The following is a 12685-nucleotide window of genomic DNA, read 5'->3' as shown; positions in this document are numbered from 1 at the left end:
TGTGGGAGAGTATGTCGTCGCCTTTCTTTTTAGAATCCTCATCATGAATTTGATGGGGATTTTTTTTGTTTTATAGCTTTTTTGGTTAGCTGAATTTAGACGAAAAGTAATAGAATGTAGTGAAAATCACTATTTCTAGTGATGCGAAAGAAAAAGTATAACACTAGTTTTGTGTCAAATTGTTATGTAAACGAGGTGTATCAAACTATATTTTTGGAGAATTAAATTGATATTATCATACAATTTTGATTTGATTAAAATTAGATTCTTATTATTTGCTCGAATAATTAGTACAAGCATTGGGGAGCTTTACTATTTTATTCGAGCATTTTTTATATTAAATGTTAGTCTACTAATCCATTTTCTACTGCATATTTTACTAAACCTGCTGTATTTTTAGCATTTAATTTTGATAAGAGATTGCGGCGATGTGTATTTACTGTATTTAGACTTATAAAAGTTTTTTCTGCGATTTCGGCAGTATTATATTCTTGAGCGATCAGTATTAGAATTTCTTTTTCTCTTGAACTTAATTCAGTTAGATTAGAAATCTGTTTTTCAATTTTTGTGCTATTAATGAAATGTTTTTCTTCTAGTTCTTCTGCAAAATAATTCTCTCCCGAAGCAATTGTGTTAATTGCTTTCAAAAGATCTTCCTTTTCTGCATTTTTCAATAAATAGCCATTTACGCCAATTCTGATTAATCTAGAGATAATCATCACATTGCTGTGTGTACTCACAATAAGAATCTTGGTGGTTGGATGGTTTTTCTTCAGGATTTTACTCAATTCAATCCCGTCCATTTCAGGCATGCTTATATCTAGAATAATAAAATCGATATCTTCTTTTTTAACTATTTCAAGTGCTTCAATTCCGTTTATAGCTTTGCCAACAATAGTGATATTTTGTTCTTGTTCTAGCAGGGAGATAATTCCTTGAAGAAACATAGTGTGATCGTCGGCTATAAGTAGTTTAATTTTATTCATTCAATAAATATTAGTTGCTTTTTAATTCGTCAAGCTGATTTTTCAAGTCTATTCCTTTTATTTTTGTTTTAGATTTCGACTCTGAGATTGGAATTTCTATGTTAAAAATAGTTCCTCGTTTTAATTTAGAATCAATTGCAAATGTGCCATTTAGTTTATTAATTCGGTTTTCCATATTGATAAATCCGATTCCTCTTGAAATATTTTCGGTTTCAAAACCAATTCCATTATCTTCAAACAATAGGTTTAAATTGTTTTCGATATAATTTAATTGAATTTCTATTTCTGAAGCTTTCGCATGTTTAATTGTATTAGTCAAAAGTTCTTGGATGATTTTAAAAACTTCAATCTGAATATTTTCGTGTAATTCATTAATCTCTTTTTTCGGATATGGGATATAGGAAATTTTAATTTTACTTGCTTCGCCAATATTACTCAGATAAGATTCTAACACTTCAAGAAATTTATTTTGGCTGAATTTCTTCGGAAGTAAAGTATGTGATAAATTTCGTACTTGCTGATAGGTTTCATCCAGTTGATTACTAATGTTTTGAATGTTAGAAAAACTGGAAGGACTTAAGCGATTCACTTGTAATTTAATTGCCGCTAAATTACCGCCAATACTGTCATGAAGCTCTTGAGAAATACGCTGTCTTTCTTTGTCTTGACCCCTAATTGAAGCTTTGATTAGCTCGAGTTCCTGTTCTTTTAGAATACTATTAATCTTTTGCGAACTAATTTCCGTTTGTTTAATATTTAATAGATGCTGTACTTTGAATCGTTTGTGAAACTGAAATAAAAGCGCAATTATTGGTATTAAAAGAATAAGAAAAGCACTGATAGCATATAGCTTAATTTTTTTCTGTTGATTGATTTCTAAAGCTTTTAATTGCTGGTCCTTTTTTAGAATCGATATTTCATTTCGTTTTTTGTTAGATGAGTTTTGGTAGGCGAGGATGGTATTTTCATTGTTTTTATTCGATATTTCTTCCTTAAGTAGCATATTTTTGATTGCTTCTCCCTGACTTGCTAAGCTTAGTTTTTTAGCTTCGTTTTCGAATTTTAAAGATTTAATTTCCTTTTGCTTTTGAGCTGTCTTATATTGAATTTCAAGTTCATTTATTTCTTTAATTCTCTCTAATTTTGAAATAGAGTCTTTTAAATGAGTAGATTTTTCAAAAAACAGATAAGCATCTTTATAATCGTCTTGTTTGATAGCGATTTTTCGTAACTCGTCATAGATATCAATTTGATTTTGAAGCAGTCCGAAATCTGCTGATTTTTGAAGCGCTTCGGAAAAAATTAATTTTGCTTCATTATATTTTTTCTGAGAAATATAGCAGTCTCCAATAGTGCTCCTCGAAATAATTGCCAATTGATTTAGTTCATTTTCATCAGCAATAACAAGTGCCTCTTGGAACATTTTTAACGCTTCCTCATATTTATTCTGTAGTTGATAATTTTCTCCTAAACCAAGAAAAATAATAGTTTTTCCTTGAAAATTATTAGACTTTTCGCAGAGTGTCTTTCCTTTTTTATAATAGATAACAGCATTGTCATAATCTTTCAGTCTAGAATAAAGATCGCCAATATTGATATAACTTCCAAGAATTATTTCTGGATCATCTTTATATTCTAAACATTGCTTAAATAACTTTAAAGCATTCTTATAATCGCCCAGCTCTGTATATGTTTGTGCTAAACCATGCGTATGTGCATAAAAAAGATTTGTTTCGTTGTATTTTTGAGATGCTTCTATGCCTTTAAGATGCCATTTTTTACTTTCATTAAATAGGCCTCTCTTATTGTAATTTATCGCTAACAGATTGTATCCTAATGAAAAAAGTCGGCTTTTTAGAGAGTCATTAGTTGTTGTATTGTATTTAAAAGCCTGATTTGTATAATAGATTGAAGAATCGATTATAGCTCTTTTATTAAAGTAGTACGCGAGAAGAAGATTGGTACTTGCAGTTGATCGATTATCTATTTTAGATTTTAAAAGTAAATGTGCTGTTTTGTATGCTTTTTTTTCTTGTCCCTTATTATATAGATTATAAAGATCTTGAATTTTTGGATCTTGTTTGCTAATTGAAGATTTTTTTAAGGCAAAAGAATTCTTTTTATTTTCAATCTGTGCCTGAAGACTGAATGATAAAAAGATAAATATGATTAAATAAAACCTTTCCGACCAGACTGCCATACATTTTTGGTTTGTATTCTAAATAGAATTTGGATAAATTTTGAAGTTGTAAACTTGGGCTTTATTGAATTGTTTCTTGATAATAAGTAAAAGTACTACAAATCAGTTTAATATAGTTGCTTAAAAAACAAATTTTTTGGATCAAGTTGTGAAATTAGAAATGATTAAAAATATTCTTTATTCTCTGAAAATGAATTGATTATGATTTGTTAAAAGACTAAATGTTTCTTAAATTGATTTGAATCTAAATTTTCTTACAGTAAATTAGTGAGACTATACTTAAATAAAGGAATCATGAAAAAGATAATATTTTTAGTCATAGGATTGTTAATGTTAACGATCTCGGCCAGCGCACAAAAGAAAATTGAATTGACAGAATTGCCAAAACCAGCTCAGGATTTTTTAAAGAAGCATTTTAGTTATACAACTGTCGAACTTGCTAAAAAAGATGCAGAACATGGAGAAAAGGGGTATGAAGTTAAGCTCAAAGATGGAACAGAAGTAGAATTTTGGAAAGATGGTTCGTATCGTGAGGTTGATGGTGGAGACAATCCAATTCCGACCGCTTTTATTCCTGACAATATAAAAGCTTATGTAGCCAAAAATTATCCAAATGAAAAAATAACTCATATCGACTATGGGCACAAAGATCTCGATGTAGATTTAACAAACAAAATTGATCTGGAATTTACGAAAGAAGGTAAAATTTTAAAAGACAAAAAGAACGATTAATATGTTCAATCAATTTATAGTGCTCTGATTTATATTTCAAACTGAAAATAAATCAGGGCATTTTAATTTGTGGCCAATTTTTTAAAATATAAACGTGAGAGAAAATAGTTTATATTTACATCTTCTATTATTTGTTTTATGGAAGAAAATAAACACGTAACGATTTACGATATTGCTGAGAGACTTAATCTGGCAACTTCTACTATTTCACGAGCTTTAAAAGATCATCACACGATAAGTGATAAGACGATTAAAAAAGTGAAAAAAACCGCTGAAGAAATGGGTTTTGTCCCGAATACTTTAGCAGCAGGTTTGCGTGGAAACAAAACTAGAACGATTGGTGTTTTGATTCCTACTGTTACACAGCCCTTTTTATCTTCTCTGATTAGTGGAATCGAAATCACAGCTCAAAAGTCTGATTATACTGTAATTATTATGCAGTCGCATGACTCGTATGAAGAAGAAGTAAATATGGCCAAATCGTTATATTCTAATCGTGTGAGTGGTGTAATCTGTTCTCTGGCAATGGAAACTAGAGATACGGCGCATTTTAATCAGTTTTCAAACAATAATATCCCATTAGTTTTTGTTGATAGAGTTCCTAAAGGATATAATACTTTTAGAGTTGTAATTGACAATTATACAGCTGGTTACAAAGCAACCAAACATCTTATTGAACAAGGATGCATACGCATTGCACATTTTACTGCTGGTTCAGAATTAGGGAATTTGTATAACGAAAGAAAAAGAGGTTATATAGAAGCCTTAAAAGATCATAATATAGAAATTGAAGAAGAATTGATTATCAATTTAAATTCGGTTACTTATGAAGACGGCGTAAAAGCCAGTAACGCTTTATTTGATTTAAAGCCAATTCCAGACGGATTGTTTGCACCAGGAGATATTTTGGCTGTAAGCGCCGTGCAGACTGCTAAAAAACGTGGAATCAAAGTACCCGAAGAATTCAAAGTAATTGGTTTTAATAATGACCCAATTTCGCAGATTATAGATCCTAATTTATCTACCATTACGCATCCCGCCGAAAAAATGGGAAAAGCAGCAGCTGAAATTATCATCAAGAATTTGAAATCGTCTAAAAATGATGATGCAAAAGAAATCACTTTTTTAAATACAGAAGTACTCGCAAGGGAATCCACTCAAAAATAAATTTTTTAAATAAATATTTTTGATATTCTACAGGGCAGGATAGTTTTTATAATTATCCTGCTTTAATTTGTTATAGAAATTATTTTTTTGAAAAAAAGACAGCAAAAATTTTTTTCTTAAATAACAATCCTATATTTTTACGCAACCGATTGCAATTGTTGTTTTATTTCGGATAATGTATTTTTTAAATTAAAATTTTATTAAATGCTTTTAAATGGAAATAAAATATTGATTCTTTCAGACTGAGATCGTAAAGCATAAATTAAAAGCCATGAGTTCATTAAGATTTGTTTTCCTGTTTTTTTTGATTTCCTTTTCTGCTTTAGCACAAAAGGATTATAAATTGTGGCTTCAATATAATTCAGTTGCCAATTCTACAATAGCTTCTGAATACAAAAACAATCTTAGAGAAATTGTTGTTTTAGGAAACTCAGAAACTATCAAAATAGTTGAGAAAGAACTCAAAACAGGATTTTCGGATATGCTAGGAAATATTCTTCAAATAAAATCGGATATAAAAGGAGAGAACAATCTTATTGTTGGTTCAGAATCAAATTTAAATATCGAAATCAAGAACGAGTTAAAATCTGATTTTGATACAATAAATACTGAAGGTTTTATCATTAAATCGATTTCCTTTAAAAATAAAAAGCAAATCATCATTACAGGAAAAAATGATATTGCTGTTTTATATGGCGTTTTTCATTTCCTGAGAATATTGCAGACCAATAAATCGGTTAAAAATTTAAATATCGTCGATTCTCCTAAAACCAATATCAGAATTCTGAATCATTGGGATAATCTTGATAGAACCGTAGAACGTGGTTATGCTGGATTTTCCCTTTGGAACTGGCAGAAATTGCCTGATTTTATTGACCAACGTTATATTGATTACGCTAGAGCAAATGCTTCAATCGGAATTAACGGAACAGTTTTGACCAATGTAAATGCAAACGCTTTAATTCTTACGCCACAATATTTAGAAAAAGTCGAAGCATTAGCGAATGTTTTTAGACCTTATGGCATAAAAGTGTATTTAACCGCAAGATTTTCGGCGCCAATCGAAATTGGGAAACTAAAAAGTGCCGATCCAAAAGATCCTGAAGTCATAAAATGGTGGAAAAATAAGTCTGCTGAAATTTATAAACGAATCCCAGATTTTGGTGGATTTTTGGTAAAAGCCAATTCAGAGGGTCAGCCCGGTCCTCAAAACTACGGAAGAGATCATGTTGACGGAGCGAATATGCTGGCGGATGCTGTAGCTCCTTTTGGCGGAATAATAATGTGGAGGGCGTTTGTATATTCAGAACATGATGCTAATGATCGAGCGAAACAGGCTTACGCCGAATTTCAGCCCTATGACGGAAAATTTAGAGAAAATGTAATTGTTCAGGTCAAAAACGGAGCGATCGATTTTCAGCCGAGAGAACCCTTTCACCCCTTATTTGGAGCAATGCCAAAAACGCCTTTAATGATGGAATTTCAAATTACGCAGGAATATTTAGGTTTCAGCACGCATTTGGTTTTCCTTCCTAAATTATTTCAAGAGGTTCTGGAATCTGATACTTATCAAAAAGGAAAAGGTTCAACTGTTGCTAAAGTGGTTGATGGAACTTTATATCAAAATAAATTAACTGGAATTGCCGGTGTAGCCAATATCGGAAACGATTTAAACTGGACAGGACACCCTTTCGCGCAGACCAATTGGTACGGTTTCGGAAGGCTGGCTTGGAATCCATATTTAGATTCAGAAACCATTGCCGATGAATGGTTGAGAAGCACATTTTCTAATGATGAAAATTTCATCAAACCTGTAAAAAATATGATGATACAGTCTCGTGAAGCCGTCGTCAATTATATGACGCCGCTTGGTTTGCATCATATCATGGACACAGGACATCATTACGGGCCAGGACCTTGGGTTTCTAATTTATCAAGACCAGAATGGAATCCGACATATTATCATAAAGCAGATAAAAATGGAATTGGTTTCGACAGATCAAAATCGGGAACAAATGCTGTATCTCAATACGCGCCAGAAGTTGCTGATCTTTTTAATAATGTGGAAACCTGTCCTGAAAAAGATCTTTTATGGTTTCATCACGTTTCATGGGATTATAAATTAAAAAATGGTCAGACACTGTGGAATGGTTTGGCTCTTAAATATCAGGAAGGTGTAAATCAGGTCAGAGAAATGCAGAATGTTTGGCAGAAAGCTGAGAAATATGTGGACAGCGAACGGTTTAAAGAAGTCGAAATGTTATTGGAAATTCAATACAAAGAAGCAAAATGGTGGCGTGATGCGTGTTTGTTGTATTTCAAACAGTTTTCCGGCAAAGAACTTCCTGTTGATGTAGGAAAACCGACGGAAACTTTAGAGTATTTTAAATCATTAAAATTCCCTTTTGCGCCAGGGAATGGATAAATATATTTTATAAAAAATTATGAGTAAAAAAACAGCAATTGTAACCGGAGGAAATTCGGGATTAGGTTTTGCAACCGCAAAAAAACTTTGTGATAACGGAATCACAACTTATATAATCGGAAGATCAAAAGAAAAAACAGAAGATGCTTGTAAGGAAATTGGAGAAAATGCTATTCCTGTAATTTTCGATTTAAATGATTTGAAAGGAATTCCTGCGATGATTGAAAGTATTACAAAAAATGGCCCAATTGATATTTTGGTCAACAATGCTGGAATCAACATGAAAAAAGAGTTTACAGATGTGGCCGATGAAGATTTTTTATCGATTATTCATACCAATCTTTTGAGTGTTTTTGCTGTGAGTCGAGAAGTGGTAAAAAACATGAAAGCAAACGGAGGAGGAAGCATTGTAAATATTAGTTCAATGGCTTCTCAATACGGAATCCCGAAAGTAATTGCCTATTCGTCAAGCAAAGGTGCGATTGAAGCGATGACCCGCGCTATGGCCGTTGAATTGGCTCAGTTTGGCATTCGCGCCAATTGTATTGCTCCAGGATTTATTAAAACAAAAATGTCTTCGACAGCACTTGATAACGATCCTGAAAGAAAGAACAAGGTGTTGGGAAGAACGCCAATGGGCTATTTAGGCGAACCGTCAGACATTGCAGATGCCGTTTATTATTTCGCTTTAAGTGAATCAAAATATACTACAGGTACAGTATTGCCAGTTGATGGCGGAAATAGTATTGGGTTTTAGTGAACGCTGAAAATTGCTCGCAAAGACACGAAGTCGCAAAGTATTTTTTTTAAGCTTTTTTATATAAAAACTTTGCGCCTCTGTGTCTTTGCGAGATTAAAAAATAAGTATGATAAAAATGCAGCAAACCATGCGTTGGTTTGGACCTCAAGACAACGTAAAACTTATCGATATTAAGCAAGCGGGTGCAACAGGAATTGTAACCGCATTGCATCAAATTCCTGTTGGTGAAATCTGGACTGTTGAAGCGATAAAAGAAAGACAGGAAATCATTCGCAACTACGGTTTGGAATGGACTGTTGTAGAAAGTCTTCCTGTTCATGAAGAAATCAAACGAGCTTCTGGAAATTATCTGCAATACATTGAAAATTATAAAATCAGTTTGCAAAATCTAGCAGAATGTGGCATCAAAATTATAACCTATAATTTCATGCCGATTCTGGATTGGGTGAGAACGAATCATAATTTTATAAATGCTGATGAAAGTAGAGCATTACAGTATAATCAGGATGCTTTTACTTATTTTGATGTTTTTCTTTTAAAAAGGCCGAATTCAGAAAATGATTATTCAGATGTTGAAAAAGAAAAAGCATTAGAATTTGGAAATCAATTGTCTGAAGACGAAAAAGCATTGTTGTTTAAAAATGTTTTGTTGGGATTACCAGGAAGTACAGTTCATTTTACGGCAGAACAGATTTTATCGCTGTTAGAAAATTACGCTGAAATTGATAACGAAAAACTAAGGGAAAACCTCATCTATTTTTTATCGGAAGTGACACCGATTGCAGAAAAGAACGGACAAAAATTAGCGATTCATCCAGACGACCCGCCATTTTCAGTTTTGGGCCTTCCAAGAATTGTTTCAACAGAAGCCGATCTGAAAGCTATTTTCAGTGCTGTTCCTTCAACTGCCAATGGATTATGTTATTGCACAGGTTCATTGAGCGCTGATCCCAAAAATAATCTCGAAAAAATAATAGATGATTTTGGAAATCGAATTCATTTTTTGCATCTAAGAAACACCATACGCGAAAGCGAAACCATTTTTAGGGAATCTGAGCATTTAAACGGAAATGTCAGAATGGAAGTTATTGTTGAAAAATTATTGTTACTAATGAACGAAAGAAAAACAAGTCTTCCAATGCGTCCAGATCATGGTTTTCTTCATAAAGTAGATGAAAAAACAGAAACTTATCCAGGTTATTCTCTAACGGGAAGATTGAAAGGTTTAGCTGAATTAAGAGGTCTCGAAATGGGGATTGCTTATAAATTGAATTTGTAACTAAAGTTAAGTATCCTAACAGGTTTCCAAAACCTGTTAGGTATATAAAAAGTATATTTTCCAGTTTACACCCGACAGTTTTTTTAGCCTGTTGGGTTTCAATGAGGAAGGGAGAAACTTTAAATAATGCCTAACAGGTTTTGGAAACCTGTTAGGATATGTGTTTCTAAAAAAAACTATTAACTATTTAAACCAAAAGATATGAAATTTATTAAACCTTATTTATTTGCCTTTGTGGTTCTCCTGTCTGTGAGCTGTACCTCTCAGAAAGAAAAACCAAGTTTAAAAGATGTTTATAAAAATGATTTTTATATAGGAACGGCATTAGACTTAAATCAGATTAATGAAAAAAATAAAAAAGAAGATTCTCTGATTCGTAAAGAATTTAATGCTATTACGGCAGAAAATATAATGAAATCAATGTTTACGCATCCGCAGAAAGATAAATATGATTTTACTCTAGCAGATAAATTTGTGGCGTATGGTGAGAAAAATAAAATGTTTATTCATGGACATACTTTAATTTGGCATAGCCAATTAGCACCTTGGATGGAAAAAATTGCTGACAGTACAGAAATGAAAGCCTTCATGAAGGATCATATCACGACGATAGTTTCAAAATACAAAGGAAGAATTAATTCGTGGGATGTTGTAAACGAAGCTTTAAACGAGGACGGAACTTTACGCAAATCGATTTTTCTGAATACACTTGGTGGAAAATATTTGGTTGATGCTTTCAAACTAGCAGAAAAGGCCGATCCAAAAGTAGATTTATATTATAACGATTATAATATCGAAGAACCAGCAAAAAGAGCTGGAGCAATTGCTTTAATCAAGAAAATCAAAGCTGAAGGCGGAAAAGTAGATGGAGTGGGAATTCAAGGACATTGGAGATTGGAAAGTCCGTCATTGGAAGAGATTGAAAAAAGCATATTAGAATATTCAGCTTTAGGGCTTAAAGTAGCTTTTACAGAATTGGATATTACGGTTTTGCCAAATCCGTGGGATTTAAAAGGAGCAGATGTCAATCAGAATTTTGAAGGAAGCGAAAAAATGAATCCGTATCCAAAAGCGTTACCAGATTCGGTTCAAAACAAACTAGCAGAGCGTTACGCATCAATTTTTAAACTATTTTTAAAGCATAAAGACAAAATAAGCAGAGTGACTTTTTGGGGTGTTCATGACGGACAATCTTGGCTGAATGACTGGCCAATAAAAGGAAGAATCAATTATCCACTGCCATTTGACAAAGATTTAAAACATAAGAAAGCATATGACAGTCTTTTAAAGCTGAAAGAAACTAAAAAATAGATGCTAAAAGAGCTTAAGTTTTGATGAATTGACAACAATCGATTGTGAAATGAAAAATAACGTAAATAAAGTAACTTAAATTTGGATGATGTGTTTTTTTGTATAATTTTACACAACCGATTGTTTTAATTGCAATTCGCTTTCCTGCAAGATTTTCAAAACCTTGTAGGTATGCTGAAAAATAATATACAAACAATTGAAACCTACAAGGTTTTGGAAGCCTTGCAGGAGAAAAACTGATTAACTTTATTTTTAGAAACTACTTTTGCTTACATAACTAATCAACAAATGACCACAAACCCACCAATGACCAAACTTTCACAAAAACTATCCATCAAGGAAAAAATAGGATACAGTTTAGGAGACCTAGCAGCTAATCTAGTTTTTCAGACTTTGATGACGTATCTGGCTTATTTCTACACCGACATTTACGGATTATCGCCAACAGATTCATCGATTATTATGTTGATTGTTGGCTTAATCGCAGCTTTTATTTTTAATCCGATTATTGGAGTTTTGGCTGACCGAACCAGTACAAAGTGGGGAAAATTCAGACCGTGGATTTTAATAACGGCAATTCCGCTTGGAGTAGTAGCATTATTAGCCTTTTCTACTCCCGATTTCTCGTATAAAGGGAAAGTAATTTATGCCGTTGTAACCTATACTTTATTGCTGCTTTTTTATGCAGGAAACAATCTTCCGTATTCTGCTTTAAGCGGTGTCATTACTGGAGATATGGGCGAAAGAAATAGTATGTCATCTTACCGTTTTGTGGCAGTAATGTTTGCACAATTTTTCGTTCAGGTTTTTATGCTTGGCATTATAAAAAGTGCTGGAAATGGAGATAAAGCTGTCGGGATTGAAAAAGTAATGACCGCTTTGGCGATTATTGGCACTATTATGCTTTTAATTACATTTTTGACTACAAAAGAAAGAATCATTCCGAAACCCGAACAAAAGTCAAGTGTCAAAGAAGATTTAAGCGATTTAATCAAGAATAGACCATGGATAATTATGCTTTCTCTAACGACTTTGGTTTTTGTAACTCTGGCAATGAAAGGCGGTTCGTATGTCTATTATTTTGAAAACTATGTCAATAAAGAACAGTTAGCTCTTTTTATCCAGCCTATTTTAGATTTCTTAACCAAAATAGGATTGAATCATTTTGGGAATGACCCTGTATCTGCGGGCTTCGGTCTATTCAATGCAGGCGGAATTATTTTTATGATTGTTGGTATTACTTTATCTAAAAATCTAGCTGATAAATACGGAAAGCGAAATGTATTTAGATTGTTTTTATTCATTTCGACTTTGTTCATTATTGCTTTTTATTTCTTTCCGCCAACTTCAATTGGATTGATGTTTTTCTCTCAAATTCTACACGGATTCTTCTACGGAATCACAATCCCTATTTTATGGGCTATGATTGCTGATGTTGCCGATTACTCAGAATGGCTGAACAATCGCCGTGCAACTGCTATTATATTTTCTGCCATGATGGTTGGACTGAAAACGGGTCTAAGCGTTGGAGGAGCTTTAACCACTTTGTTTTTAGGGTATTTTGATTATGTTCCGAATACACCTCAACAGTCTCAAACTGCAATAAATGGAATCAGATTATTGGTGAGCATTTTTCCTGCAATTCCTTTTTTAATTGGAGCTGGATTACTGTTTTTCTATAAGATCAACAAGGAAATGGAAGTACAGATTGAAACCGAACTGAAAGAAAGAAGAAGTTAATTATTTAAAGAAAATATCACTATGCCTGAAGACAGCATTGAGCACATTAATTTTGAAGAAATCAATAATCTGGCAATTTCGAAGC

Annotated in this window: 9 protein-coding genes; 7 read left to right on the top strand and 2 right to left on the bottom strand. The window is 32.6% G+C overall.

Going from position 1 to position 12685, the window contains the following annotated elements:
* Window positions 1–344: 344 nt before the first annotated feature.
* Window positions 345–986 carry a response regulator transcription factor gene (locus DMB71_RS00420; protein WP_111362728.1) on the bottom strand — a complete coding sequence of 214 codons (642 nt, stop codon included), beginning with the start codon at window positions 984–986 and terminating at the stop codon, window positions 345–347.
* A gap of 10 nt (window positions 987–996) precedes the next feature.
* Window positions 997–3186, bottom strand: coding sequence for a tetratricopeptide repeat-containing sensor histidine kinase (locus DMB71_RS00415; protein WP_111362726.1), 2190 nt, complete (start codon window positions 3184–3186; stop codon window positions 997–999).
* Window positions 3187–3480: 294 nt separating this feature from the next.
* Here DMB71_RS00415 and DMB71_RS00410 point away from each other — a divergent pair, with 294 nt between their 5' ends.
* The 7 genes from DMB71_RS00410 to DMB71_RS00380 all read left to right on the top strand — a co-directional run bounded on the left by DMB71_RS00410 (window position 3481) and on the right by DMB71_RS00380 (window position 12600).
* Window positions 3481–3918, top strand: a complete 438-nt coding sequence (locus DMB71_RS00410) for a PepSY-like domain-containing protein (RefSeq protein WP_111362733.1) — start codon at window positions 3481–3483, stop codon at window positions 3916–3918.
* A 138-nt stretch (window positions 3919–4056) separates the two neighbouring features.
* On the top strand, window positions 4057–5085 hold the full coding sequence (locus tag DMB71_RS00405; RefSeq protein ID WP_111362725.1) for a LacI family DNA-binding transcriptional regulator: 1029 nt from the start codon (window positions 4057–4059) through the stop codon (window positions 5083–5085).
* Window positions 5086–5356: 271 nt separating this feature from the next.
* A complete protein-coding gene (locus DMB71_RS00400) occupies window positions 5357–7510 on the top strand; it encodes an alpha-glucuronidase family glycosyl hydrolase (protein WP_111362723.1) in 2154 nt (717 codons plus the stop codon).
* Between the two features lie 19 nt (window positions 7511–7529).
* A complete protein-coding gene (locus DMB71_RS00395) occupies window positions 7530–8267 on the top strand; it encodes an SDR family NAD(P)-dependent oxidoreductase (protein ID WP_111362722.1) in 738 nt (245 codons plus the stop codon).
* A 118-nt stretch (window positions 8268–8385) separates the two neighbouring features.
* On the top strand, window positions 8386–9549 hold the full coding sequence (gene uxuA / locus DMB71_RS00390) for a mannonate dehydratase (protein ID WP_111362731.1): 1164 nt from the start codon (window positions 8386–8388) through the stop codon (window positions 9547–9549).
* A 201-nt stretch (window positions 9550–9750) separates the two neighbouring features.
* Window positions 9751–10860: an endo-1,4-beta-xylanase gene (locus DMB71_RS00385; RefSeq protein WP_111362720.1), complete on the top strand. Its 1110-nt coding sequence runs from the start codon at window positions 9751–9753 to the stop codon at window positions 10858–10860.
* 306 nt (window positions 10861–11166) lie between these two features.
* Window positions 11167–12600, top strand: a complete 1434-nt coding sequence (locus tag DMB71_RS00380; protein WP_111362729.1) for an MFS transporter — start codon at window positions 11167–11169, stop codon at window positions 12598–12600.
* Window positions 12601–12685: the final 85 nt, after the last annotated feature.

It is taken from the genome of Flavobacterium tistrianum (assembly GCF_003254545.1).
Classification (GTDB): Bacteria; Bacteroidota; Bacteroidia; order Flavobacteriales; family Flavobacteriaceae; genus Flavobacterium; species Flavobacterium tistrianum.
The sequence above is the reverse complement of the archived record's forward strand: the minus strand, read 5'-3'. Positions and strand labels throughout refer to the sequence as shown.

Bases quoted from the DNA above. Each gene is read 5' to 3' on its own strand.
- DMB71_RS00420 (WP_111362728.1), bottom strand. From the start codon at position 986: ATGAATAAAATTAAACTACTTATAGCCGACGATCACACTATGTTTCTT.
- DMB71_RS00415 (WP_111362726.1), bottom strand. From the start codon at position 3,186: ATGGCAGTCTGGTCGGAAAGGTTTTATTTAATCATATTTATCTTTTTA.
- DMB71_RS00410 (WP_111362733.1), top strand. From the start codon at position 3,481: ATGAAAAAGATAATATTTTTAGTCATAGGATTGTTAATGTTAACGATC.
- DMB71_RS00405 (WP_111362725.1), top strand. From the start codon at position 4,057: ATGGAAGAAAATAAACACGTAACGATTTACGATATTGCTGAGAGACTT.
- DMB71_RS00400 (WP_111362723.1), top strand. From the start codon at position 5,357: ATGAGTTCATTAAGATTTGTTTTCCTGTTTTTTTTGATTTCCTTTTCT.
- DMB71_RS00395 (WP_111362722.1), top strand. From the start codon at position 7,530: ATGAGTAAAAAAACAGCAATTGTAACCGGAGGAAATTCGGGATTAGGT.
- uxuA (WP_111362731.1), top strand. From the start codon at position 8,386: ATGCAGCAAACCATGCGTTGGTTTGGACCTCAAGACAACGTAAAACTT.
- DMB71_RS00385 (WP_111362720.1), top strand. From the start codon at position 9,751: ATGAAATTTATTAAACCTTATTTATTTGCCTTTGTGGTTCTCCTGTCT.
- DMB71_RS00380 (WP_111362729.1), top strand. From the start codon at position 11,167: ATGACCAAACTTTCACAAAAACTATCCATCAAGGAAAAAATAGGATAC.